This is a genomic window from Mesorhizobium sp. M0983 (assembly GCF_040318975.1).
Taxonomy (GTDB): domain Bacteria; phylum Pseudomonadota; class Alphaproteobacteria; order Rhizobiales; family Rhizobiaceae; genus Mesorhizobium.
Map to the genome: position 1 here is coordinate 85248 of NZ_JAMYNH010000010.1, position 22849 is coordinate 108096.

A 22849-nucleotide genomic window follows, 5' to 3' on the forward strand; every position below is an offset into this window, starting at 1 on the left:
TATGGATCGTCTCAAAGGGAAAACCGCAATCGTTACCGGCGCCGCCGACGGCATCGGCCATGCGATCAGCGAGGCGATGGCAAGGGAAGGCGCGCACGTCTTCCTCGGCGACATCGCCGACGAGAAGGGTGAAAAATTCGCCGCGGAACTGCGCGCCGCCGGCCATCGCGCCGACTACGTCCATTGCGACGTGGCGGAGGAGGCCGATATCGCCGCCCTCATCGACGCAGCCGTCGCCAAGACCGGCCATCTCGACATTCTGGTCAACAATGCCGCCATCGCCATCGGCGGCATGCCGGTTCACGAAATGAGCGACGAGCAATGGCACCGGCTGATCGCGGTCAACCTGACCAGCGTGTTCCGCGGCTGCAAATATGCGCTGCCGCACATGATCGCGCAGAAATCCGGCTCGATCATCAACATGGCCTCGGCGCAAGGTCATATCGGGCTCGACGGCTGGACCGCCTATGCCGGCGCCAAGGGTGCGGTGATGGCGATGACGCGCCAGATGGCGGTCGAGTTCGGCCCGCTCAACATTCGCGTCAACTCGATCTCGCCCGGCACCATCAACACGCCAATGAACGATAAACTGGTCAAAGAGATCGGCGGCAACCTCGCCAAGGCCTGGGTCAAGATGCATCCGCTCGGCCGCATCGGCAAACCGTCCGAAGTGGCCGAAGCCGCTGTCTATCTGGCCTCCGACGCCGCCGGCTTCACCACCGGCACCGACCTGCGCGTCGACGGCGGCCTCACCGCAGCACCCCGCTACGTACCCGACCTGCTTTGACAACCAACGAGACAAAAATGAACAAGGCCCTCGAAGGCGTCCGCATTCTCGATTTCAGCCATCTGCTGCAAGGGCCGTTCGCCACGCAGCTGCTCGGCGACATGGGCGCCGACGTCATCAAGATCGAGCGTGCCGGCGCCGGCGACATGTTCCGCGGCATGACCTTCTTCGCCAAATGGGTCGGCGGCTCCGAAAGCCCGAATTTCCTCGCCTGGAACCGCAACAAGCGCTCCATCGCGCTCAACCTGAAGAGCCGCAAGGTACATGCCATCATCATGGATATGGCGAAGAAGGCCGATGTGGTGGTGCAGAATTTCCGCCCCGGCGTGCTCGCCAGGCTCGGCTACGGCTACGAGGACTTCAAGACGGTCAATCCCGGCATCATCTATTGCTCGGGCTCCGGCTATGGCGAGGAAGGCCCCTATGTCGAGCGTCCCGGCCAGGACATGCTGATCCAGGGGCTGTCTGGGCTGATCTCCAACACAGGCCGCGGCGACCAGGCTCCGGTCCCGGCGGGTGCCGGGCTCGCCGACCAGATCGGCGCGATGAACATGGTCTACGGGATCCTGTCGGCGCTCTACTATCGCGAGAAGACCGGCAAGGGCCAGAAGATCGAGGTCAATCTGCTGGCCGGCATGCTGGCGCATCTCAACCAGGAATATGTCGCCGTGCTCAATCTCGGCGAGGATTTCGTGCGCCCGAATTCCGGCATCGGCCATCCCGGCATGCAGGCGCCGTTCGGCATCTACGAAGCAAAGGACGGCGGCTACGTGTCGATCGCCATGAGCCCGTTCAAGACGCTGTATGAAGTGCTGGAGGCGCCGCAGCTGGCCGTCTACGACGATCTCAAGATCTTGTTCGACAAACGCGACGAAGTGTTCGACAAGGTCAACGCCGAGACCAGGAAGTTTGCGACGCAGGATCTGCTGGCGCGGCTGCTGGCAGCCGACATCTGGTGTGCCGAGGTGAAGGACATAAGGCGCGCGGCCGAGGACCCGCAGGTCAAGCACCTGGGCATGATCACCAGCTACGATCATCCGCGCGGTGGCAAGGTCAGGGTGGTCGCACCGGCCGTCAAGATGAGCGAGACGCCGGCTACCATAGAGCGGCCGGCGCCGCTGGTCGGCCAGCATGGCCGCGAGATACTGGCCGAGTTCGGCCTCTCCAGCGGCGAGATTGCAGCACTTGAGGCGTCCGGCGACATGACCGTGGATGCTGCCTGACGATGAGCGTTTACCAGACACTCAGTTTGGAAATATCCGGGCGCGTCGCGGTCGTCACCTTCCGGCGCGCCGATCAGCTCAACGCGATGAACCGGCTGATGCAAAGCGAGATCACCGAAGTTTTCGAGGCGTTGTCGAAGAATGACGGCGTCGGCGCGATCGTGGTGACCGGCGAGGGGCGCGGCTTTATGGCCGGCGCCGACACCAAAGAATATGCTGCCCAGACAGCTGCAGAGTTCGACGCCTTCCAGGCCGCCGGCACACGCATGTATGCGGCGGTCGAGCAGAACCGCAAGCCGGTCATCGCCGCGGTCAACGGTTTTGCGCTCGGCGGCGGCATGGAGCTGGTGCTGTGCTGCGACATCGTCATCGCCAACCAGTTCGCGAAGCTCGGCCTGCCCGAGATCAAGCTCGGGCTGGTCCCCGGCGGCGGCGGCACCCAGCGCAGTGTCCAGAAGCTCGGCCGCAACCGCGCCAATTTTCTGCTGATGACCGGCGCCATCGTGCCGGCTTCCGAGTTCGTCGGCGCCGGCCTGGTCAACGAGATCGTCGATGCCGAAAGGCTGATGCCGCGGGTGCTGGAGCTCGCCGAGATGATCGCCGCCGAACCGGCCGCAGCGATCGAAGGGCTGAAAGCGCTGACCGCGCATGCCGTGTCGGGCGATCTGGCCGACGGCCTTGCCATGGAGCGCGATGTCCTGGGTGGCCTGTACCGCAGCGAGACCGGCCAGCGGCGCGTCAAGGAATTTGCTGAAAAGAGCGCGACGCGGCCGAAGGCTGCGAAATGACGTCCCTGGTCAAGCAAAACCGGCCGCGCTTCACCGATGTCGAGGGCCTGGCCGCGATGGTCGGCGGCGGCGACGTCTTCGGTGTCGGTGGCCATCATTTTGCCCGGCTGCCGATCGCCTTGTTGCGGGCCATCGCCAGCTTGGGCGTCAAGGATCTTCGCTATGTCTGCTGGGCCGGCGGCCTGCCGCTCGAGCTGCTTCTCGAAGCGAATGCCGTGGCGGAGGTCGATATCTGCTTTTCCAGCCTCGATATTTTTGGCTTGCCGCCGCGCTTCCGCGCGACTGCCGAGACCAATGCCGTGCCGGTCCGCGACTGGACGGCGCTGGCCATGATCCAGGCGCTGCGGGCGGGGCAGCAGAACCTGCCGTCGATGCCGTTTCAGCTTCCGCAGGGTTCTGACATGCTGGCGCGCGTGCCCGGCGCGATCGCCGCGCCCGATCCGATCGCCAAAACCGTCACCGGCATGATCCCGGCCTTGCGGCTCGATACGTTCGTCGTCCATGCCCAGCGTGCCGACGAGAGCGGCAATGTCCAGATCATCGGACCACGAGCGCTGGATTTCGCCATGGCCGGCGCGGCGCGCCAGGTGCTGGTCACGGTCGAGGAAATCGTCCCGGTCGGAGCGCTGCGCCATGCTGGTCGCCAAAACATTTTGACCCGCAACCAGGTGTCGGCCATAGCGCTGGCGCCAGGCGGCGCCTATCCCGCCTCCTGCCTGCCATTCTATGTGACGGATTATCAAGCGTTGGCGGGAGCGTTGGCGGCCAAGGAGATACCTTTGGCGGACAGCCTGAGCGTGCCTTCGGAAGGTGTGCCGGAGCGGGTTCAAGACGCTGCGAAAGTCCGCGCTGAAACAGTCCTCGCAATGCCCGGGGTCGTGCACGGCGAAAAGAAGGCATCCATCGACGAGATCATCGCTGCCCGCATCGCCGCCGAGCTCGACAATGACAGCTTTGCCAGCGCCGGCGCCGTGTCGCCGCTGGCCAATGTCGCCTACCGGCTGGCCAAGGCGACGCACGCGCCGGACATGATCATCGCGACGATGAGTTGCGGCCATCTCGACATAGCGCCGAGCCCGATGATCCTGTCGCTGATCGAAAGCCTCGATTGCGGGACGGCGGTGGCCCATGCCGGCGGCGACGACACCTATTCGACCTATTATCAGGCCGGCGCCGTGACGCATGAGATCGTCGGTGCCGCGCAGGTCGACCGACGCGGGCGCGTCAACACCATTGCGCTGCGCAAGCGCGACGGCAGCCTCATCCGGCTGCCCGGGCAGGGCGGCATGGCTGATGTCGCCAACATGCATCGCGATTATCTGCTCTACATCCCGCGCCACTCCCCGCAGTCGCTGGTCGACACCGTCGAGATCGCCAGCTCCGCGCGCGGCTTGCTGACAGAGGCCGAACGCGACCCGATGGGCTATCGGACCGGGGCGGCGCTGGTGTTCACCGACCTTTGCATCTTTCGGCTCGACCGGGAGAGCCGGCAATTGGTTATCGTCGAGACCATGCCGGGCGTGACGCGCCAGCAGATCCAGGATGTCACCGGCTTTGCCCTGACATTCGATGCCGATTGCCGCGAGGTTCCGCTGCCCTCGAACGAGACGCTCGACATCCTGCGAAACCGGATCGACCCGCTCGGCCTGCGCCGTCTCGAATTCGTCAGCGCCAAGGAGCGTGGCGCGCTCATCGCCGAGATCCTGGCGGCCGACCGGCTGATGGTCGAGCGCTGTATTGCCGTGCAGCGGTCGCATACCGCAACAGGCTGAAGAGGGGTGGCGCATGGCAAAGCCGTTGCTCGAAATGTCGGCCGCGAAGGTCTTCTTCGACGGCATCTTCACCAGCCCGCGCGTCGCCCATCCGGAAGGCGTGGCTATCCATCGCGACGGCTCGATCTGGTGCGGCACCGAAACCGGCGACCTGCTGCGCCTCGCCGCTGATGGCGGCTCCGTCGAGCACATGGGCGGCACGGACGGCTTTCTGCTCGGCATCGCCTTCGATAGCGCGGGAAACTGTTTTGCCTGCGATTTGAGACATTCGGCGATCTTTCGCTGGAATGCCGGAACGGGTCATATGGAGCGCTTCGCCTCGGCTGGCATCCGCGTGCCGAACTATCCGATCGTCGACGAGACACGAGGCTGGCTCTACGTTTCCGACAGCCTCGGCGAAGACAACCGCTCCGGCATCTTCCGCTATGATTTGCAGATGGGCGAAGGCGGCCTGTGGTGTAGCGAGGCCATGGCCTTCGCCAACGGCATGGCGATGGCGCCGGATGGGAGCGGGCTTTATGTGGTGGAAAGCCATGCAGCCTGCGTCAGCTATGTACCGATCCTTGCCGACGGCAAGGCAGGGTCTCGCCAGCTCGTTGTGGAGGGCGTGAACAATGTTCCCGATGGCGTCGCCTTCGCGCCGGACGGTTCGCTGTTCATCTCATGCTACGAGCCCAGCCGTATCTATCGCTGGCGAAAAGATCGCGGGCTCGAGGTGCTGGTCGAGGATCCGGCGGCAACGACGCTCGCCCATCCCACCAACATCGCCTTCAAGGGCGACAGGCTTTACACCTCAAATCTCGGCCGCTGGCACATTACCGAAATCGACCTGACGGCGATTTATTAGGTCGGGCCGAACAGGGCGGCGCTCCTCAGGGCTATTGCAGGCGGCCGTGACTGGAGCGGATGCGCAACACCTGCACCCGCGACGGCAGCTCGATCAGGAACTCTTCGTCCCGCTCGAGATGGTGGATTTTTGTCGGATCGCCACCGGTAAACGCCGCCATCGCCTCGACATTTTCCCAATAGGAAATCGTCACGAATTCCGAATGGGTCGGCGTGTCCTCGCGAAAGGTCTGCACGCCCAGCGCCTTCTCGACCAGCGGCTTGATGCCGGCCTCGTAATTGTAGCTTTCATAGGCGTCGGCCTTCTCAGGCAAGGTTCTGCCACGCCAGACACGGGCGATCGTGGGGGTTTTCTGTGTAGCTTTCTCCGTCATTGCCAAATTCCTGCTGTCTCGAATGGTTCCGACCCGGCATTCAGCCTGGCAAGGCCAGCCAAGCAACGCATCTTCCCTGCTGGGCAACCCGGTATCCGGTTGCCAGCGGCGGTTTTCATCCTCCCGGTCGACGTAGGTGGGCTGCCCAGATAGGGCTTCCTTGCCGACCGCTAGGAGACTTACTCCTGATCCTCGGCGCCCCCTCCATGGAAGAAGGATCGGATTTCCTGCATGTCGACGCTGTCGTCGCCGTCCTCATCGACGGCGTTGAATATCCGCCCGACGAAATCCTGGACTTCGCTCTGAGAAAGCGCGCCGTCGCCGTCGGCATCGACTATGGCGAACATCATTCGCATCCTCGCGCCATGCATCCCCCGTCCCATGCCACCGCGGCCACCCGTCTCCCAGCCTCGGTCAGGCGGGCCCATCCTGTAGTCGCGATGCCGGCGGTCGCGACCGCGCCGTTCCGCCCGGGGCGCGCGATCCTCTTGCATTCTCTCCTCCAGCATCTCGGTCATCATCTGGCGCATCATATCGCGCATGGCATCCTTGCTCTGCCCGTTCATTCCGGGCGACTGTTCGGCGCCACGATCCGGTGCCGGCGTTGCGGGCGCAGGTGGGCTCGTCTGGCCGAATGCCGGCGCGGCCAACATAGCCAGCGCCGCGGCAACTACTGTGGTTTTGCTTGCGAGCGTCATCGTAATCTCCATCGGTATGAATTGGTGGCTGCTGCATCCAAGCCAAACCGGCTGCTCGCCTCATGGTTCCTGGGCAGTCGGCACGGCCGCACAAAAGTCCGCCCGATCGCGGCAACGAAAGCGGCTTGCCCACGTTGCCATTGATGCGAAGCTCCACCAGGAGGAAAAAATGGCTGACGATAAGAGCAAGCGAGATTTCCGCGACCGCGATCGCGTTTCCGCGGAAGATGAACGTGAAGTCGAGTATTTTGCCCAACAGAACGGCATCACCGCCGACCAGGTCCGCCAGCTGATCAAGAGCTTCGGCAATGATCGCGGGCGCCTGATCGAAGCCGCGAAGGCGTTGCGAGGGATTTCACCTGCCGGAGCGGACGAGGTGACCAGCGAAGCCCGCCAACAGAGAACGCCTATGCATCTCGGCAAACCCGACGAGTGATGCCAGGCAGCTGCTCTGCCGCTGCCGCAGGCGTCAGAACTTACGGCTCAAATAATCCGAGCCACGAAGGCCGAACCGCCACTCCGCATCGACAGCCTTGGAAATGCCGATCCGGCGGCCTGTAAGAATGGCGCTGGCGTCGCCCGGCCGCCTGAATTCGAATGGCGGCACGTCCAGCGGCAGCCCGTCATGGGATTTGTCGATTGCCAGCGCCTGGCAAAGGCGACCCGGTCCCGAACAAAGCAGCCCGGGATCGTCAAGGCCGCGATTGGCCCGCATCACCTCCAGCCCGGATTGCGGTTCGATTGCGCGGATAAGCACGGCACTGCCGGGCAGGCAGACGGCATTGAGGCACCAATGCAGGCCATAGGAGCGATAGACATAGGCGCTGCCCGGGGCGCCGAACATTGCGCCATTGCGCACCGTCCTGCCACCGAAAGCATGCGAAGCCGGGTCATCCGGACGATAGGCTTCGGTCTCGACGATGATGCCGCCAACGCCGTGCAAAAGCAGCGTGGCGCCAATCATGTCACGCGCCACGATGGTGGCGTCTCGGGCAAAGAATTGATGGTTCGTGGTCAAAGTGCACCGGACGGATCGCGCCTCAACCTGGCGCGGCAGCACGTTCCTGGACCGGACACGAAATGTCCAGCCACTGCTCTCCGATATGCGATATTCAGCGCAGCAGGGCTGCGCCGATGAAAACCGCCGCGGCCAGCACGACGATGGCGGCAATCACCATGACTGGCCCATATCTACTCGGTTGGACGTCGGGCTCATCCTTCAGCGGACGCATCGCATTGGCATAGCTCGCCTGGTTGGTGAACTCCGGCTTTTCATGAGGCGCAGACCGATCCTTTGCCGGAACGCTGCCGGCCGATTCCGCGTCCGTCTCCATGGGAGCCGCGGCTGAGTCGATCCCCGGTGTCTTATCCCCTCCGCGCCCGGCGTCGATATCGCCCCGCGCTTGAGCCGGGCTTCGCCCAACAGGTGCTGCGTCGGTCATCGTCGAGGTCCTTTCAGAGCATCGGCCTCAAGCATTCTAACCTGCGTCTCATTTCAAAGTTCCCACGTTTCAAAGTTCCCCCTTCTTAAAGTTCCCCCTTCTTAATGTTCCAACGAGCGGAAGCCGCCCAGGCCTGTTTACAGGAACAACCGACGATCGAGCGGGTTGAGCAAGCATTGGGGAGAGCAAGATGGACTTGGTGCGCCACGCGCCTACATGCGCGGCAGTTCGACAACAGGCCCCAACGAGCGCGCATGATCTACTTCACCGCCGACACGCATTTCAGCGACCCGCGCATTCTGCGCATCGACCGCCGCCCGTTCGGCTCGCTGGCGGAGCATGATCGGGCGCTCATTGCGTTCTGGAACGAGACTGTCGGCCCGGACGACGAGGTCTGGCACCTCGGCGATTTTGCCAAGGGCTCGGCGTCCTTCGTGTCGTCGCTGCTGTCGTCTCTTCATGGCAGCAAGCACTTGATCATCGGCAACAACGATGCTGCGACCACCATTGACGCGACGGGTTGGGCGAGCACGCAACATTACAAGGAGCTGAGCCTCGACGGCAGTCTGCTGATCCTTTGCCACTATCCTTTTCGCACCTGGAACCAGATCGGCCGGAGGTCGATCGACCTGCATGGCCATTCGCACGGCCGGCTCACCCCGGTCACGCGCCAGTATGACGTCGGTGTCGACAGCTGGGATTTTCGTCCGGTCACGCTTCCCGCCATCCTCGCCAGCCGCGGCCGCCGGCCGGCGCGGACAAAACCCGGCTGAAGGCGGCTGGCCGCAACCGGAACCTCCGCGGAGCTGAGGCGTTCGAAAAATTGCAAGGCGTAAAGGCAACGGCAATGGCTCAGAAGATCACGACAGGCATGAATGACCGGCCGCGCAATGAAACCATCGGCCAATCCGGCGAAGGCCTGCCGGACGATAGCAGCAGGCCGCTCGAGGTCGACGAAGGCTGGGTCGCCCGGCTGAGAAACAAGCTGCTGGGCAACCCCGGGCAAGCCGGCCAAACCAACGCGGACGAAGTTCCCGCAGGCATTCCCGGCGCTGGCGAGAATATTTGCCGCCGCTGTGCGGGGTCAGGCATGATCGACGGCCGCACCTGCCCCGAATGCGGCGGAACCGGCAAGGTGATGACGCCGATAGGCTGAGAAGCGCCGGTCAGATCGCCGGCACCCACTTCCAGAACACGCCCTCCTTGCGGTCGGGGTAGTGCTTGAACTCGCATTCGAAAAGCCAACCGTAATTCTTCGCGGCGGCAAGCGCCTCCTTGCTGACCGGGTTCATGCCGGTTCCCGGCGCAAACCAGTCCTCCAGCAAGTCATCGGGGATATAGGCGCCGATCCTCAAAGGCAGCTGTTCGAGGACAACATCCATTTCGGGCGGTGCAGGCACGGGGCTCTCCCTTCGATCTATCTCACGAACAAATTTGAGGCCGATTGAGTTCCAGGCGGTTGTTGAGATCGACGGTGATCGTCAGGAACCGGAGTACTGGATTTGATTTCCCGCTTATGAGACAAGATACGGCCGAAATGGTGATGGCAAAATCGCAAGTTGGCGCACCCGACAGGATTCGAACCTGTGACCTCTGCCTTCGGAGGGCAGCGCTCTATCCAGCTGAGCTACGGGTGCCTTCAGGATCGGCGATCCGGAAAACAAACCAGCCGGTAAACCGGCCAGCCCCGGCTTCTTAGCGGAAGCAGCGACGGGCTTCAACGGCGAAATGGAATGGCGCCTACCTCCTCTGGAGAGGTCACGGGGTTGGAATCCTGTTGGGTGCGCCGATAATGTGCCGGGGGTGACTGGCTCGGTTTCGATATATCCGCTTCTACTGCCGTGAGCCTTTTGTGGACGCGAGCTATCGGCCATTGCCTCCAGGCGAATCTGGTTATAAGAACAGACAAGGAACATGATATGTCAGATGGCTACGACGGACGCGCGATCGCAAATTTCATACTCGACTTCTGCGCCAGGAATGACCGGACGGTCACCAACCTTGCATTGCAGAAGATCGTCTATTTTTGCCACGTATGGTCGTTGATCGAGCTGAATCGTCCGCTAATCCGACATAAATTCGAGGCTTGGGAATACGGGCCAGTTCTACCCTATCTTTATCGAGAGTTCAAAAATTACGACAGGTTGCCAATTGTGAGTCGCGCCACGCAAATCAATCCTGCGAATGGCAAACACGAGATTGTTCCGTATAATGTCGACGCACAGACTGAGTCGCTGTTGCATACGATTGCTGCATTTTACTCCAGGCTCCGCGCGGGCGATCTAGTAGAACTTAGTCATGCCGAGGGAGGCCCATGGTATTCTGTATGGAACCACGGAGGGCAAGTAAATCCGGGAATGAAGATAGATAATGCTTCGATTAAAGATTTTTATTCAAAGGTAGCATGTCCCTTCTCTGTTCAATAGGTATACACCATATGGCAGACTTACGCATTCCCTCTATCCAGCATCTTGCCCGCAATTGGCGCAGTGACCCCAACGTCGTCGCACGCGCGCTGGTCCGACTGGCGCTCAACCCACCGCGGTTCAATTACAACCCGCTCTATGGCGCTGTCCGCGACATGTTGGTGCTTGGTGTTCCTTACGACGATGTTGTGAAGGGCATTCAGAAAATCAAACGTGAAAAAGTTCGCCAGAACTTGCTCGGCGTGCTGCCGCTTATCCGTGACCATTTCTCAGGCGTGTCTCCTGATTTCTTTCAGACTATCGACAAACGCTACTATCCAGTTGGGCGCGGACTTATGGTGCCGTTCGAGCCGCCAATGATTTACGGCGTCGGAGGCCAACTCTATTTCCCTTGGTTCAGCTTCTGGCGTAAGAACCCCCTTGCGAATGACCGGCTTTCGTTGTTCGTCACGCTGGTCGACGAGATTTTGATGCAGGACCCTGATTTAGAAACGGCGCGGTTCGAGATTTTGGATTTTAGTTGTCCCAGTCCAAAGCAGGCGCGCGAGCTTCGCGTTATCGATGCTCGCGACATTCCCCGCTTGGATAACCACCGCAAGACCGAAATGCTGGAGTGCTTTGCCGCAGGCTACTTCCGGGCGCTTGAAGAGCTTGCGGGGCCCCGCCCGCCCCCTCCCGGCGGACGGCAGGACGATCGTGCGCCCGATCCAAATCAGCCAGGGCTTTTCGACTAGATGCGCTGAAAGTTATTGTTCGGAAGGCTTGACCATCAATCACTTTAACGGGCCTTGGGCACCATGGACTCGCCCCAGGCTCGTAAGCGAGATCGTTGACAGCGCGGTAGCTTGGTCGGTTTCGGATGTGCACGGACCTGGTCGGTGTGCAATGAGCTTCCGGGGTCTGCGTGATCGGGAGTTGCGCTAGCTGACCTTGCATCCGTGCCACGTCAAAAGATGCAATAGTTCGGATTGTTTGAGTATACGTCAGAACTCTTGGCCGCTGCGGCTGACGCTCCTTTTTGAGGCGCTTTTTCTTGCTCTTGTGCGCCAGCGGACGGTCATCTGTTCAGCGGAGCGCGGGTCGGGCAGGCTACTTGGCTCGTGGCGGAATCCCCTTACGTCTGACCTGCGCTTGCCATTTGCCGCGTAGCCGTCTGATCGTCGCCATGAAGCACCTCCTTGGTTTGTGCCTCTGACGCGTAGGACGCCCCTCAGACGCCGCCAAGAAGGTTTCCGATGTCGAGTGTGATCAGAGCGTGCCGCAATCGTCTGGGGCGCTCTGCAGGGCCTTAGCAAGCGCTATGGGCCACCAGTGGGATCAAGGACTTCCGGACAGCTGGAGAGGCGAGAGAGCGCTGCATTAATTAGGCAGCCAGCTGTCGCTTATAGCTCCCTTCAGTTCCGGCATCCTAATACTGCTCGTGCTCGCTATCCAATTCGCCTACCAATCGGAATCGTAGGGCTTCCGCTTTTACGCGACATCTCCTAATCCTAGTCCAAAGTGCGCTGGTGAACGAGACGGATTGCATTATGAACGCCATACGAGGGAACATATTTCTATCCCACGCATCTGAGGACAAAGAATTTGTTCGCACTATTTATGATCGGCTAGATGCGGCTGGTGTCTTTTATGATGTCCGAAGCATCGATGCGGGCGAAAAGACCATCGAAGCCATGGAATCTGGAATTGAAAAGTCCGCGGTTTTCGTTTTCTTCCACTCGCCACATTCAAATAAACCGTGGGTTAATTTTGAACAAGATTTGGCCAGAATACATTCAATCATAAAAACCGGTGTAAAGATTCTCGTTTGTCCGCTATATGAAGAGTCATATAAAACGCTTCCGCTGTGGATGCAGCAGTATATGACGACAACGCCGGCTTACCGTGCCAGCGATATTGTTAGAACTATTATCCATCTCCAAACGATGTCTATTCGTGAACAGAAAGATGCTCGCGAGATCTTTGTGGGTCGAGAAGCCCTGTTAAGGCGTGTCGAGCTTGAGCTGTTGTCTGCGCCTTCCCGCATAGGAACCCCTGTCCAGCACATCATCTTGTCCGGCCTGCCCGGTATGGGAAGAACGACATTCGCCACCAGCGTAGTCGAGAGTTCGTTCTCCGCAATGCGTCCAGCTGGTCCGGCCTTCGACCTACCTGATATGGCTGATGCCGTTGATCTCTACCTGCGTCTCAAAGAAGACCTTGACGGTGCAATGTCGAAAGAAGAGATCGAAAGGCAGATCGCCGCCTTTCAGGGCCTCGACGTGGACAGGCAAGTTGAGCTGATTTTAAAGGCGCTCAGTCATTGGGCGGATTTGAACCAGGTCGTGGTGCTAAAGACCAGATGGGGGCTTAGAGACCGATCTCGACAGCTGAAACCGTGGATTTCCACCTTATTCAAATCATCACAAGCAGTTAGAAATCTGCGTATCATATACATCTCTGAGCGGCGCCTTCCACCAGAAGAAACAGCTCAGTTTCTGAATGTGATGCAATTCGAAGTTGCCGAGTTAACCGATGAAGATATTCAGTATATTCTGAGTAAAAAGACGGATCGAAGATTTTTCGACGCAAATCTTTCCGCATATATAGCGACAAAGATCAGAGGCCATCCGGCGACGGCGCACTACGTATCATTTCTAACCAATGGAGGAATGAGTTTTGATACGATAAACTCTAACCCGACTCCAATATACGCCTTCCAAGATCGAACCTTGGAAAGCATATTTCAGAGTAAATCTTTGACAGTTCTGCAAGAATCGCTACTTGAGGTTCTTGGTTGGTTCCCTCGATTGCCCTTTTCGGTGCTTGAAAAGGTGTTCAACGATACGAATAGATCGAACTTAACGCAGGAAATATGGGGTCTGCTAGATTACTCGTTGGTTATACTTGGTGATGGCGGATACTATCGCGTTCCGGAGGTGGTGTCATCTCGGATTAAGAGATTGCCGGGGTTGCGAGCGACCGAGATATTCAAAAACGTCCGTGACATTATACAGGAACAGGTCAAAGAAGGCGTTCTCGAATCGGAGCTTATTGATGCGCTGATCATATCGGTGGTTGAGACCGGAGGCGATTTGCCGAAGGAGCTTAAAGGAATATTGACTAGCGCGTCACTGCTCAGCCTGGTTCAAGAGCAATTTTTGGCAGTTCGTGCTATGAAAGGTAAGAACCAAGAAAAATACATTCGGATATATAATCTCTCCAAATTAGCATTTGTGATGAAGGCATCAGATGATGCTGTAGAGCAAATCCTATTCACGGGCGGCGACGCTGCTATACGCGGCGGACAATATCCCGATGACATAATCGATTTTATGAGCAAAAAGGCTCTTCCGTCCGTATATTACTTAATTGGCAGCTACGCGTTCTACTCTGAAAAGAATTATGACAAGGCGGTAGTCAATCTGGAGAAGGCTCTGAAACTAAAACACTTCAGGGTTAGGAATACACGCCTTCTAGCAAAGTCTTATATCAGGCGCCAAAGTTTTCATGAGGCTTATGAAGTTTTGGGGAGGCTTCCTGAAGCCCAGCTGTTCAGAGACTCTAGCTTACTTGTCCTGAAAATAAGAGCTCTCAGGGGTATGCGGCTCAACAAAGAGGCGGAAGAGCTGGAGGCGCAGCTTCAGAAAGTTTCCGACGAGTTCGGAAACGTTGCACTCTATTTGGCGGGGCGCTCGCTTCGAGAGGGGCGTTTTGACACAGCGCTCAAACATCTTGAGAAGGCAAGAGAGTCTCCTCGCGTCAACCAGCTTAGCATCGCGCTATTCGAGTGTGCTATATCGATAGAGAGGGGAGACGCTTCCTCATTGCCCCAAACCGTCGAACTGGCCATTTCGGCCGGACGGCAGTTTGATGCGTGGCAACTTCAAGCAAGGATGGCCCTGTCTGAAGGCGATTGGAAGACAGCCTTGGCTCTAATAAGCCAGATCAGTCGCAAGGACTACTTCGATCTAGCACTGGAACAACGTGCCCTTAACTCGAAAAAGGCAAGCGAGGAGGTTACCCGCGATGCAGCCGCGCTAGCGGACATTGATAGGCGGCTGCTGGAGATCATGGTGCTGAGCGTCAAGGTTCCGGAGGGCTTTCGGGACGCTTAAGAGGCACGATTCCGATAGGATTCGCTTCGCCAGCATGCATCTGCACGTATATCGATGCTGTTAAGAGCCGGCTGATCGAGGTCGGAACACGGGGCCGAAATTCAGGAGTGGATCGCTTGGGCACAAGCCCATGTTGGCCGCAGAGATACTCTCAATCGTAGCTTGCCGATCCTGCAAGCGAGGAGGACGCTCTCAGATCACGATGGCAATATCCGGACAGGTAGCCTGCGAGTGGCGGGATCGTGCCGTTGACGGCGACGCTGACGTTCTGAGATCGCAGGCTTTTTCGGAAACCTAAGCCAGGCAAAGCTCCCCGGTTTTGAATGCAATTTCCACCGGCACGCTTCGGAGGGCAGCGCTCTATCCAGCTGAGCTACGGGTGCTTTCAGGATCGGTGATCCGGAAAACGAACCAGCCGGGTAACCGGCCAGCCACGGCTTCTTAGCGGAAGCAGGCGCCGGCTTCAACGGGCAATCGCGGACGGGCTCAGATTGCCGTAGCAGCCCAGACGGTGTCCCGTCCGGCGGCCGCGCCTGCTCATTCCGTCATGGTGAGCACTGCCTTGCCGCTGATGCTGCGCTGCCGCAGCGCGTCGAGGGCTTGGCCGACGTCCCGCCACGGCACGGTCAGGACCACGCGCGTTTCGAGCCGGCCGGCTGCGATCAGCGCGAGCAGCGAGCCGATGTCGGCGCCAACCTCCGGACCGGAAGTGTAGTAGGCGAAGGTCTGCAGCCGCGCGCCTTCGTGACCCGGAACGAACTGGCGGAAGCCGATCGGCGTGAGTTCGCCGCTGCTCGAGCCGAACATGACGACGGTTCCGCCGGGCGCGACGCGTTCGATGGCGTGGGCGAGGCTGTCGCCGCCGACCGACTCGGTAATCAGCGAGAACAGTCCGTCGGCCAGCTCGATCCTTTCGACGACGCGCTCGGCTCCGAGGCCGCGGAGATCGTCGGCATGCCGGGTGGCGGCGACCGCCACCACCGACGCGCCCTGCTGGCGGGCGATCTGGATCTGGAAACGGCCGACCGCGCCGCTTGCGCCGGTAATTAGGACCCGCCGGCCGGCCAGGTCGCCGCCGTGGCGCAGGGTCCGCAGCGCGGTCGTGCCGGCGACCGGAACGGTGGCGGCGGCGACGAAGCTGACATCGTCCGGCAGCACGGCGAGGTGGTCGGTTGGAACGGCGACATTTTCGGCCCACCCGGCCTCGTCGACCAGCGCCGCAACCCGGGCGCCGACGGCCGGCCCGGAGCCGTCGGCCGCAGCACGCTCGACGACCCCGGCGACGTCCTGGCCAGGCACCCAGCCGTTCGGGCGGATGTTGAGCAGGCGCAGTTCGCCGCGATTCAGCGAGACTGCCCGGACTGAGACCAGCGCCTCGTGCGGGGCGGGCTCGGGCTCGCCAAGCTCGGCGAGCTTCAGCCCGGTGGCGCTATCGGAAGATGTGACCAAGGCGAGCATGGCGTCATGCCTCCTTGCTGCGGCGTGCCATGCCTCGGACGTGCCCGGCTTGGAGGGACAGGCGCGGGGCGGAGGGTCTCGGAGCCCAGCCGCACGTCGAGGCAGCGGGCCGAACAGGCCATGGCCGCTGACGATGCGATCCAACGCCCGGTCTTTCAGCACGGCCGCCGGGCGTCTGAACAATCTTTCTCATCGTCTTTGCAGGCTCCTGACTCATTCGCAAGTCGGAGCCTATCGACTTTGCCGACGGAATAATTTAGCTATCATGTCACCTGATCGCTAAAATCAGTCAAAATGAGACAGCCGCTCCGCTACCCCTGGCCGAATTTCGATCCCGATGACGTCCTCGCACCGGCAATTGCCGTGCGCGTCGACGTTCCCGAGACCAGGGCGGAGGTGCCGGACCATCGCCACCGCAAAGCGCAACTCGTCTTCGCTCTGGGAGGTGGCGTCACATGTCGTGTTCCCAGCGGCCTGTGGATGGTGCCGCCTCATTGCGCGGTGTGGATTCCGGGCGACATGGAACACAGCAACGTCGCGACCGCCAATGCCCGGATTTTTTTCGTCTATATCGAGCCGGGAGCCACCGACCTGCCGGACCGATGCTGCACGCTTTCGATCTCGCCGTTGCTGCGCGAGCTCATCATCGAGCTGGCGGATCGCGGTGAGGGCTATGACGCGAGGGGCGAACTCCTGACCAGGGTACTGCTATCCGAACTGCCGCGCATGCCTGTCCAGCAGCTACACCTGCCGATCTCGTCCGAGCCGCGCTTGAGGCGCATCGCCGCGGCGCTGGCGGAAGATGCTGCCGACCGCAGCACCCTGGCGGAATGGGCCAATCGCGTCGCGCTCAGCGAGAGCAGTCTCGCACGTCTTGTGGTAAAGGAGACAGGGCTGACCTTCGGGCGCTGGCGCCAGCAATTGCACCTGATCGTCGCGATGCGCGAGCTGGCCTCCGGCGCCAGCGTGCAGCAGGTTTCGGCCGATCTCGGTTACGAATCGGTCACCGCCTTCATCACCATGTTCAAGAAAGCGCTTGGCAAGCCGCCGGCAAAGTATCTCAGCGGTATCGCGCAAAACGGCGGTTCTGCGTTTGTCTCCTGATAAGCCCGCATACGACTGACTGAAGTTGTCCATCCCGGTGAATGAGCGCCGATCCGGACCGTGGTTGGCAACTCCCCGATCCGCCGCCCGCCGGACGTCAGCCGTCACTGCTCCTCGGCATACAGCAGCCGCGTCTTTGCCTCCGAGGTCGGCAACAGGCTGCGCTGGATCAGCGCCTCGACATGGTCGTTGCGCTGGCGCGCGCTGTCGGCGCCCATCACCACGATGATCAGCCGGTGTCCGTCCGCATTATAGGAGGTAACGATGTTGAAGCCGGAAGCTCTGATGTAGCCGGTCTTGATGCCGTCGACGCCGCGCACCCGGCCGAGCATGTCGTTGTGGCCGCGCACCAGCCTGCCGCGAAACATGAAGTCGCTTTCGGAGAAATAGTGGAAATGCTGCGGGAAGCGGGCGTGCAGCGCCATGCCGAGCACCGCCATGTCGCGCGCGCTCGTGTGCTGGTCGCCGTCCGGCAGGCCCGAGGCGTTGCGGAACACGGTGCTGCTCATGCCGATCTGGCGCGCCTTGGCGGTCATCATGCCGGCGAATGCCTCTTCGCTGCCGCCGAGATATTCGGCAACGGCGACCGCCACGTCATTGGCCGATTTGACGACGATGGCGCGGATCACCGAATCGACGTCGATGGTCTCGCCGCGCCTGAACCGCAGCTTGGTCGGCGGCTGCCGGGCGGCGTTGTCCGACACCGGAATTTGCGTCTCCTTGCTGATACGGCCCTGGTCCAGCGCCTCGAACAGAAGGTACAGCGTCATCATCTTGGTCAGCGACGCCGGATAACGCGGCGCCGTCGAATTGACCTCGAACAGCGTCTTGCCGGTGCCGGCATCGATGACCATCGCGGCATATTTCTGCGGCGGCGCCGGCACCGCCAGCACGCTGTCAGGGGGCGTCACCGTCGTACAGCCGGCCGCAAACAGCAGCAGCATCAGCACCGCGACGTAATTGTGGATGAGCGAAAAGAAGCGGAAGGCGGACAAGTCGGTTCCGAAGGCAGGCTGTTTCTGAGACGAGGCGAAGCTATCTTAACGCAAAGGCACAGTCCATTTGGTTAATATCGCCGCGCCCTGGAATGGTGCCCTGTCCACAGGCAGACGTGGCGGCTGTGCCAAGCCGTCCGATGCGAATTGCCGGCCGCCGCGCTTGCGCAAGGGGCGGCGAGTGGGCTTTGCTGGCGCCGGCAGAATCGGGCCGCCAGAATCGGGCTGGCAGAATCGGTAGGTGCGCACATGGATACGGTCACGATTACGGCAAAGGGGATTTCGGTATCGGTTGATCTTGCCGTCGGCCATCTCGCCGACATGGCGATCGAGATCGACGGCCGTCGGCTGAAGCCGCTGCATCGCGCACCCTGGGTCGAAGAGCCGCGCGAGACGCTGCCGAAAGATCTGCCTGAAGGGACGGTCCACCTGTCCGGCGATTTCCTCTGCGCGCCGTTCTCGACCAGCGACGTCGAAGCGGCACCTTTGCATGGCTGGCCGGCCAATAGTCGCTGGGACGTCGTCGACAGCGCAGCAACGGCCGATGGCTGGCGCGCCGTCTTCCGTCTGCAGCGTCCGGTCATGGGCGCGACCGTCGACAAGATCCTGACCTTGCGCGACGATCATCCGTTTTTCTATCAGGAGCACGTCTTTTCCGGCGGCGCCGGCGCCATTCCCGTCGCCCATCACCCAATGACGGGGATGAAGGCCGGCGGCAGGCTGGCCTTCTCGCCGAAGCGCCTTGCCGCGACGCCGAGCGAGGCGCCGGAACCCGATCCGGCTCGCGGCCGCTCTTTGCTCGCCTACCCGGCACGGACCGCCGACCTGACGCGCTTTCCCGCCGCCGACGGCGGCATGATCGACCTGACCGCCTATCGCATGGACCAGCAGCGTGAGGACTTTGTCACGCTGGTCGAGGCCGATCATGGCGGGCCGGGCTGGACCGCGCTGGCGCGCCAGGCGGAAGCAGATCTCGTGCTGGTGCTGAAGAACCCGGCTGAACTGCCGGTGACCATGCTGTGGGTCAGCAATGGCGGGCGCGATTATGCGCCATGGAGCGGCCGCCATCGCGGCGTGCTCGGCATCGAGGATGGCCGCACCGCTGTCGGCCACGCCGCATCGCTCGGCGACAACTGGCTGAAGCGCGAAGGCGTGGCGACCGCCTTTGCGCTTTCTGAAGGGCGCAGCTTTTCGTTCCGCCATGTCATCGGCGCACTGCCGTGGCCGTCCGGCGAGCCGCCGCGCGACGTCGCGAGCTTACCGGGCCGCATGCGCATCCTGGCCGCCGACGGCGCCGTGCGCGACATTGGCTTCGACAGCGACTTCCTGCGGATCGGCAGGTCGGCCCCAGCTTGAGAGCTCGCCTCCCCACCTTCGTCATCCCAGGGCGGAGCAGGAGCGAAGCGACGTCGCGGAGACCCTGGGATCCATGCCGCGACCGTCGTCGAGGAATGCGGCGGAACAGAATTCTGCGCCGCTGAGGCGCCCTGATGTCACGGCATGGATCCCGGGGTCTGCGCTGCGTCGCTTCGCTCCTTGCTCCGCCCCAGGATGACGAAAGGGACGATCGTTTCGGGCAATCTCAAAGCTTTGCGATTTGCCGACGGACGGTCAAAATCCCTGAGCGAGGAAACTAATCTCGGGTTTGAAATTCCCGCGAATTGTCGCCAAGATCGAAAACACTCAGCCAGAAAGGCTCCAATGTCCGAGATCGCCCATATTGCTGCTGCCATCTTCAAGCGCGCCGGCAAGGCGCCGCGCTTCATCGTTGCCATTGCCGGTCCGCCCGGCGCCGGCAAATCGACATTGTCGGCAGGCTTGCACGACCTGCTGCCGGAAGGCACGGCGGAAGTCGTGCCGATGGATGGCTTCCATTACGATGATGTCGTGCTCGAGCGACGCGGCCTTCGCCAGCGAAAAGGTGCCCCGGAAACCTTTGATTTTGCCGGCTTCGAAACGCTGCTCAAGCGCATCCGCGCCGGCGAGCCGGATATCGCGATCCCGGTCTTCGACCGCAGCATGGAGCTGTCGCGCGCCGCCGCTGCGATCATCGCCGCCGACACCAAATTCATCCTGGTCGAAGGCAATTATCTGCTGCTCGACGAAGAGCCATGGACGCGGCTGGCGCCGCTGTTCGACTTCTCGATCTTTGTCGATGTGCCGCGCGCCGACCTCGAGCGCCGACTGCTGGAGCGATGGCACGAGCACGGCCGGTCCGACGAGGACGCGCGCGCCTGGATTGCTTCCAACGACATGCCGAACATCGATCGCGTGCTTGCCCGTCGGCGGCCCGCCGACCTGGTGGTTGGTGAACAGGCCTGATCTGTAAGGACTGTTCGGCCGGAACCTTAACACTTTCAGGCCGTTATCCCGGACACGGCAATCGTGCCGCATGAGGGAACAGTTCGATGGAAACCATGGCAAGAAAGCCTGCGCCCGCCAAGGGTAGGGCAACACGATCAAAAGCAACGCGAGCGAAAACCAGCGCCGGCCCGGCAGTGGCGGCCCGCTCCAAGGACGCGGCAAAGCCCAGCTTTGGCAAGGCGGCGCCGAAGAAGGTGGTGCCTGCCGCGGCCAAAGCCGCTGCACCCAAGCCCAAAAAGCCGGCAAGCAGCAGAGGATCGATCGCAGGCAGCGCAATGCGCACCGTCAAAACGACGGCCAACGTCGCCGCCGGTGCCGTGCTTGCGACCGCCAAAGGTGCGGCCTCGCTTGCCGCTTCCGTAGTCGGCAAGGGCTCGAAACCCCGGACCAAGGCAAAATAGCCGGGCCAGTCTGGCTTTCGATCAGGCTCTGGCCGGAATGGTGAGGCCCCTCTGCACCGCCGGCCGGGCAAGGCCGCGCTCCAGCCATGCGCCGACGCTGGGGAAATCGTCGAAACCGACGAGTTCCCGTGCCTCATAAAAGCCGATCAGATTGCGCACCCATCCAAGCATCGAAATGTCGGCGATGGTGTAATCGTCGCCCATGATCCAGCTGCGGCCCTTGAGCCTCGTTTCGAGGACGCCGATCAGCCGTCGCGACTCGTCGCGATAACGTTCCAGGGGGCGCTTGTCGGCGATTTCGCGCCCGGCGAATTTGTGGAAGAACCCGACTTGGCCGAACATCGGCCCGATCGAAGCCATCTGGAAGAACACCCACTGGATCGTCTCGTAACGCAGCGTTGCGTCTGCCGGGACCAGCTTGCCGGTCTTGTCGCTGAGGTAGAGCAGGATGGCGCCGGATTCGAACAGGCCGATCGGTTTGCCGCCCGGGCCGTCCGGATCGATCATCGCCGGTATCTTGCCGTTCGGGTTCAAAGACAGGAATTCCGGGGTCCAACTTTCGTTCTTGCCGATGTCGACAGCATGCGGCTCGTACGGCAGGCCAAGTTCCTCCAGCGCGATCGATATCTTCACCCCGTTCGGCGTCGGAAACGAATAAAGCTGGATGCGGTCGGGATGGCTTGCCGGCCAGCGCGTGGCAATCGGAAACGCGGACAGATCGGTCATCGAAACTCCTGGTCGGGGGGCGCCCCGAACGGCGCGGTCATGGCGGGTCGCAGAGAGTTAGGCGCGACGCCTGGCGCGATCAATATGCGCATGGAAAGTTTCACCGGCCCCGACGAAAGCCGGCAAGGGGTGCGGTTCAGACGGCTTTGACCGCGAGCACCGCATTGGTGCCGCCGAAGGCGAAGCTGTTGCTGATCGCGGTGCGCACCGCGCGCTCACGCGCCACGTTCGGCGTGATGTCGAGATCGCAGTCGGCGTCGGCTTCCCGGTAGTTGGCGGTCGGCGGCACGATGCCGTCGCGGATCGCCATCACGCAGGCGATCATTTCCAGCGCGCCGGACGCGCCGAGACAGTGGGCGTGCATCGATTTGGTCGAGGAGATGGAAAGCTTGTAGGCATGGCCGCCGAAGACACGCTTGATCGCCGCCGTCTCGATCTGGTCGTTGGCCTTGGTGCCGGTGCCATGCGCGTTGAGATAGTCGACGTCTTCCGGATTGAGCCCGGCATCGACGAGGCAGAAGCGCATCGCCGCCTCCGGCCCTTCGATGGTCGGCGCAACGATGTCGGAGGCGTCGGCGGAAAGGCCGACGCCGGCGATTTCGGCAAGGATGGCGGCGCCGCGCGCCATGGCATGCTCATAGGTTTCCAGCACCACCATGCCCGCACCCTCGCCGAGCACAAGGCCTTGGCGATCGGCCGAAAACGGCCGGCAGGTGTCCGGCGACAAGACCCGCAGGGCCTCCCAGCCCTTGAGGATGCCCCAGACCAGCGGCGCATCGGTGCCGCCGGCGACCATGACGTCGGCGCGGCCGAGCCTGATCTGGTCGACCGCCGAGGCAATGGCGTGGTTGGATGACGAACAGGCAGAGGTGATGCCGAATACCGGCCCGCGCAGACCAAGATTCATGCTGACGTGGCCGGCGGCCGCGCCCGGCATTACTTTCGGCACGGTGAAGATGCCGGCGCGGTTCTTGCCTTCGAGCAGGATGGCGCGATAGCTCTCTTCGATTGCCTCCCAGCCGCAGACGCCGACGCCGACGATGGTGCCCATCCGATAGGTGTTGGCCGCGTGCGGGTTCAATCCCGCCTGCTGTGCCGCCTCCCGCGCGGCGATCGTCGCCAGAAGGCTGAAGCGGTCCATCGACACGACCTGCTTGCGGTCGATGCCGTGCTCGGGAAGCGTTTTGATTTCGCAACCGACCCTGACCTTGAGGTCATGCAGCTCGGAATTGACGATCGCACCGATTGCCGAACGGCCGGTGCGCATCTCATTCCATATTGCTGGTGCATTGGTGCCGAGCCCGCATAACCCGCCGATGCCCGTGATGACGATGCGCTTGTGCATTCA

At 61.5% G+C, this 22849-nt stretch carries 25 protein-coding genes and 1 tRNA gene; 15 read left to right on the top strand and 11 right to left on the bottom strand.

The annotated features are described in order from the left end of the window. The first annotated feature begins 1 nt into the window (after position 1). Genes NKH71_RS19415 through NKH71_RS19435 form a run of 5 tightly spaced genes read left to right on the top strand, consistent with a single transcriptional unit; the run spans position 2 to position 5417 of the window. Positions 2 to 787: an SDR family NAD(P)-dependent oxidoreductase gene (locus tag NKH71_RS19415; protein ID WP_352895277.1), complete on the top strand. Its 786-nt coding sequence runs from the start codon at positions 2 to 4 to the stop codon at positions 785 to 787. Between the two features lie 17 nt (positions 788 to 804). Beyond that, positions 805 to 2010, top strand: a complete 1206-nt coding sequence (locus NKH71_RS19420; RefSeq protein ID WP_352791051.1) for a CaiB/BaiF CoA transferase family protein — start codon at positions 805 to 807, stop codon at positions 2008 to 2010. Positions 2011 to 2012: 2 nt separating this feature from the next. Continuing rightward, on the top strand, positions 2013 to 2798 hold the full coding sequence (locus NKH71_RS19425; protein WP_352895278.1) for an enoyl-CoA hydratase/isomerase family protein: 786 nt from the start codon (positions 2013 to 2015) through the stop codon (positions 2796 to 2798). After that, on the top strand, positions 2795 to 4570 hold the full coding sequence (locus NKH71_RS19430; protein WP_352895279.1) for a CoA-transferase: 1776 nt from the start codon (positions 2795 to 2797) through the stop codon (positions 4568 to 4570). Before NKH71_RS19425 ends, NKH71_RS19430 begins: the two co-directional genes overlap by 4 nt. Positions 4571 to 4583: 13 nt before the next feature. Next, positions 4584 to 5417: an SMP-30/gluconolactonase/LRE family protein gene (locus NKH71_RS19435; protein ID WP_352791056.1), complete on the top strand. Its 834-nt coding sequence runs from the start codon at positions 4584 to 4586 to the stop codon at positions 5415 to 5417. 31 nt (positions 5418 to 5448) lie between these two features. On the opposite strand, the gene NKH71_RS19440 is transcribed toward NKH71_RS19435, so the two are convergent. Together NKH71_RS19440 and NKH71_RS19445 are read right to left on the bottom strand one after the other, a co-directional pair. Then, positions 5449 to 5790, bottom strand: a complete 342-nt coding sequence (locus tag NKH71_RS19440) for an antibiotic biosynthesis monooxygenase family protein (RefSeq protein WP_352791057.1) — start codon at positions 5788 to 5790, stop codon at positions 5449 to 5451. A gap of 179 nt (positions 5791 to 5969) precedes the next feature. After that, positions 5970 to 6488: an EF-hand domain-containing protein gene (locus tag NKH71_RS19445; protein WP_352591932.1), complete on the bottom strand. Its 519-nt coding sequence runs from the start codon at positions 6486 to 6488 to the stop codon at positions 5970 to 5972. Between the two features lie 169 nt (positions 6489 to 6657). On the opposite strand from NKH71_RS19445, the gene NKH71_RS19450 reads away from it, so the two are divergent. Continuing rightward, complete coding sequence (locus NKH71_RS19450; protein WP_023720478.1) at positions 6658 to 6924, top strand: DUF3606 domain-containing protein; 267 nt, start codon at positions 6658 to 6660, stop codon at positions 6922 to 6924. 33 nt (positions 6925 to 6957) lie between these two features. Here NKH71_RS19450 and NKH71_RS19455 read toward each other — a convergent pair whose 3' ends face one another. Further along, on the bottom strand, positions 6958 to 7506 hold the full coding sequence (locus NKH71_RS19455; RefSeq protein ID WP_023720477.1) for a DNA-3-methyladenine glycosylase: 549 nt from the start codon (positions 7504 to 7506) through the stop codon (positions 6958 to 6960). Positions 7507 to 7600: 94 nt separating this feature from the next. Next, positions 7601 to 7930: a hypothetical protein gene (locus NKH71_RS19460; RefSeq protein WP_352895280.1), complete on the bottom strand. Its 330-nt coding sequence runs from the start codon at positions 7928 to 7930 to the stop codon at positions 7601 to 7603. A gap of 254 nt (positions 7931 to 8184) precedes the next feature. Between NKH71_RS19460 and NKH71_RS19465 the strand changes: the two genes are divergently transcribed. Both NKH71_RS19465 and NKH71_RS19470 read left to right on the top strand, forming a co-directional pair. After that, entirely contained in the window at positions 8185 to 8703 is a 519-nt protein-coding gene (locus NKH71_RS19465; protein ID WP_352591929.1) for a metallophosphoesterase, read from the top strand. Between the two features lie 74 nt (positions 8704 to 8777). Continuing rightward, positions 8778 to 9086: a hypothetical protein gene (locus tag NKH71_RS19470; RefSeq protein ID WP_352791060.1), complete on the top strand. Its 309-nt coding sequence runs from the start codon at positions 8778 to 8780 to the stop codon at positions 9084 to 9086. A 10-nt stretch (positions 9087 to 9096) separates the two neighbouring features. Here the strand turns inward: NKH71_RS19470 and NKH71_RS19475 are convergent, their stop codons facing one another. Next, positions 9097 to 9330, bottom strand: coding sequence for a hypothetical protein (locus NKH71_RS19475; RefSeq protein ID WP_352791062.1), 234 nt, complete (start codon positions 9328 to 9330; stop codon positions 9097 to 9099). Between the two features lie 160 nt (positions 9331 to 9490). Continuing rightward, positions 9491 to 9567 (bottom strand) — tRNA-Arg (locus tag NKH71_RS19480). 282 nt (positions 9568 to 9849) lie between these two features. On the opposite strand from NKH71_RS19480, the gene NKH71_RS19485 reads away from it, so the two are divergent. The 3 genes from NKH71_RS19485 to NKH71_RS19495 all read left to right on the top strand — a co-directional run bounded on the left by NKH71_RS19485 (position 9850) and on the right by NKH71_RS19495 (position 14453). Continuing rightward, positions 9850 to 10356, top strand: coding sequence for a Panacea domain-containing protein (locus NKH71_RS19485; RefSeq protein ID WP_352791064.1), 507 nt, complete (start codon positions 9850 to 9852; stop codon positions 10354 to 10356). Positions 10357 to 10367: 11 nt separating this feature from the next. Beyond that, on the top strand, positions 10368 to 11090 hold the full coding sequence (locus NKH71_RS19490; RefSeq protein ID WP_352791066.1) for a hypothetical protein: 723 nt from the start codon (positions 10368 to 10370) through the stop codon (positions 11088 to 11090). A 795-nt stretch (positions 11091 to 11885) separates the two neighbouring features. Beyond that, positions 11886 to 14453: a TIR domain-containing protein gene (locus tag NKH71_RS19495; protein WP_352791067.1), complete on the top strand. Its 2568-nt coding sequence runs from the start codon at positions 11886 to 11888 to the stop codon at positions 14451 to 14453. Positions 14454 to 14990: 537 nt separating this feature from the next. Here the strand turns inward: NKH71_RS19495 and NKH71_RS19500 are convergent. Next, positions 14991 to 15911: a zinc-binding dehydrogenase gene (locus tag NKH71_RS19500; RefSeq protein ID WP_352791073.1), complete on the bottom strand. Its 921-nt coding sequence runs from the start codon at positions 15909 to 15911 to the stop codon at positions 14991 to 14993. Positions 15912 to 16205: 294 nt separating this feature from the next. Here NKH71_RS19500 and NKH71_RS19505 point away from each other — a divergent pair, with 294 nt between their 5' ends. Further along, the gene (locus NKH71_RS19505) at positions 16206 to 17015 is read left to right on the top strand and encodes an AraC family transcriptional regulator (protein WP_352791069.1); all 810 of its coding nucleotides are present in this window, start codon (positions 16206 to 16208) and stop codon (positions 17013 to 17015) included. 104 nt (positions 17016 to 17119) lie between these two features. Here the strand turns inward: NKH71_RS19505 and NKH71_RS19510 are convergent, their stop codons facing one another. Continuing rightward, positions 17120 to 18010: a D-alanyl-D-alanine carboxypeptidase family protein gene (locus NKH71_RS19510; protein ID WP_502900403.1), complete on the bottom strand. Its 891-nt coding sequence runs from the start codon at positions 18008 to 18010 to the stop codon at positions 17120 to 17122. A 249-nt stretch (positions 18011 to 18259) separates the two neighbouring features. Between NKH71_RS19510 and NKH71_RS19515 the strand changes: the two genes are divergently transcribed. Next, positions 18260 to 19366, top strand: coding sequence for a hypothetical protein (locus NKH71_RS19515; protein ID WP_352895281.1), 1107 nt, complete (start codon positions 18260 to 18262; stop codon positions 19364 to 19366). A 345-nt stretch (positions 19367 to 19711) separates the two neighbouring features. Then, a complete protein-coding gene (locus NKH71_RS19520) occupies positions 19712 to 20332 on the top strand; it encodes a nucleoside triphosphate hydrolase (RefSeq protein WP_352495059.1) in 621 nt (206 codons plus the stop codon). 43 nt (positions 20333 to 20375) lie between these two features. Here NKH71_RS19520 and NKH71_RS19525 read toward each other — a convergent pair whose 3' ends face one another. Continuing rightward, positions 20376 to 20657: a hypothetical protein gene (locus tag NKH71_RS19525; protein ID WP_352481497.1), complete on the bottom strand. Its 282-nt coding sequence runs from the start codon at positions 20655 to 20657 to the stop codon at positions 20376 to 20378. Here NKH71_RS19525 and NKH71_RS19530 point away from each other — a divergent pair. Further along, a complete protein-coding gene (locus NKH71_RS19530; protein WP_352481498.1) occupies positions 20650 to 20775 on the top strand; it encodes a hypothetical protein in 126 nt (41 codons plus the stop codon). The two genes, NKH71_RS19525 and NKH71_RS19530, sit on opposite strands and share 8 nt — an antisense overlap. A gap of 21 nt (positions 20776 to 20796) precedes the next feature. Here NKH71_RS19530 and NKH71_RS19535 read toward each other — a convergent pair whose 3' ends face one another. After that, a complete protein-coding gene (locus NKH71_RS19535) occupies positions 20797 to 21501 on the bottom strand; it encodes a glutathione S-transferase family protein (RefSeq protein ID WP_352481499.1) in 705 nt (234 codons plus the stop codon). A gap of 136 nt (positions 21502 to 21637) precedes the next feature. Next, positions 21638 to 22846 carry a beta-ketoacyl-[acyl-carrier-protein] synthase family protein gene (locus NKH71_RS19540; RefSeq protein ID WP_352816691.1) on the bottom strand — a complete coding sequence of 403 codons (1209 nt, stop codon included), beginning with the start codon at positions 22844 to 22846 and terminating at the stop codon, positions 21638 to 21640. Positions 22847 to 22849: the final 3 nt, after the last annotated feature.

Coding starts and splice junctions, on each gene's coding strand:
- NKH71_RS19415 (WP_352895277.1), top strand. CDS start 2: ATGGATCGTCTCAAAGGGAAAACCGCAATCGTTACCGGCGCCGCCGAC.
- NKH71_RS19420 (WP_352791051.1), top strand. CDS start 805: ATGAACAAGGCCCTCGAAGGCGTCCGCATTCTCGATTTCAGCCATCTG.
- NKH71_RS19425 (WP_352895278.1), top strand. CDS start 2,013: ATGAGCGTTTACCAGACACTCAGTTTGGAAATATCCGGGCGCGTCGCG.
- NKH71_RS19430 (WP_352895279.1), top strand. CDS start 2,795: ATGACGTCCCTGGTCAAGCAAAACCGGCCGCGCTTCACCGATGTCGAG.
- NKH71_RS19435 (WP_352791056.1), top strand. CDS start 4,584: ATGGCAAAGCCGTTGCTCGAAATGTCGGCCGCGAAGGTCTTCTTCGAC.
- NKH71_RS19440 (WP_352791057.1), bottom strand. CDS start 5,790: ATGACGGAGAAAGCTACACAGAAAACCCCCACGATCGCCCGTGTCTGG.
- NKH71_RS19445 (WP_352591932.1), bottom strand. CDS start 6,488: ATGACGCTCGCAAGCAAAACCACAGTAGTTGCCGCGGCGCTGGCTATG.
- NKH71_RS19450 (WP_023720478.1), top strand. CDS start 6,658: ATGGCTGACGATAAGAGCAAGCGAGATTTCCGCGACCGCGATCGCGTT.
- NKH71_RS19460 (WP_352895280.1), bottom strand. CDS start 7,930: ATGACCGACGCAGCACCTGTTGGGCGAAGCCCGGCTCAAGCGCGGGGC.
- NKH71_RS19465 (WP_352591929.1), top strand. CDS start 8,185: ATGATCTACTTCACCGCCGACACGCATTTCAGCGACCCGCGCATTCTG.
- NKH71_RS19470 (WP_352791060.1), top strand. CDS start 8,778: ATGGCTCAGAAGATCACGACAGGCATGAATGACCGGCCGCGCAATGAA.
- NKH71_RS19485 (WP_352791064.1), top strand. CDS start 9,850: ATGTCAGATGGCTACGACGGACGCGCGATCGCAAATTTCATACTCGAC.
- NKH71_RS19490 (WP_352791066.1), top strand. CDS start 10,368: ATGGCAGACTTACGCATTCCCTCTATCCAGCATCTTGCCCGCAATTGG.
- NKH71_RS19495 (WP_352791067.1), top strand. CDS start 11,886: ATGAACGCCATACGAGGGAACATATTTCTATCCCACGCATCTGAGGAC.
- NKH71_RS19500 (WP_352791073.1), bottom strand. CDS start 15,911: ATGCTCGCCTTGGTCACATCTTCCGATAGCGCCACCGGGCTGAAGCTC.
- NKH71_RS19505 (WP_352791069.1), top strand. CDS start 16,206: ATGAGACAGCCGCTCCGCTACCCCTGGCCGAATTTCGATCCCGATGAC.
- NKH71_RS19515 (WP_352895281.1), top strand. CDS start 18,260: ATGGATACGGTCACGATTACGGCAAAGGGGATTTCGGTATCGGTTGAT.
- NKH71_RS19520 (WP_352495059.1), top strand. CDS start 19,712: ATGTCCGAGATCGCCCATATTGCTGCTGCCATCTTCAAGCGCGCCGGC.
- NKH71_RS19530 (WP_352481498.1), top strand. CDS start 20,650: ATGCGCACCGTCAAAACGACGGCCAACGTCGCCGCCGGTGCCGTGCTT.
- NKH71_RS19535 (WP_352481499.1), bottom strand. CDS start 21,501: ATGACCGATCTGTCCGCGTTTCCGATTGCCACGCGCTGGCCGGCAAGC.
- NKH71_RS19540 (WP_352816691.1), bottom strand. CDS start 22,846: ATGCACAAGCGCATCGTCATCACGGGCATCGGCGGGTTATGCGGGCTC.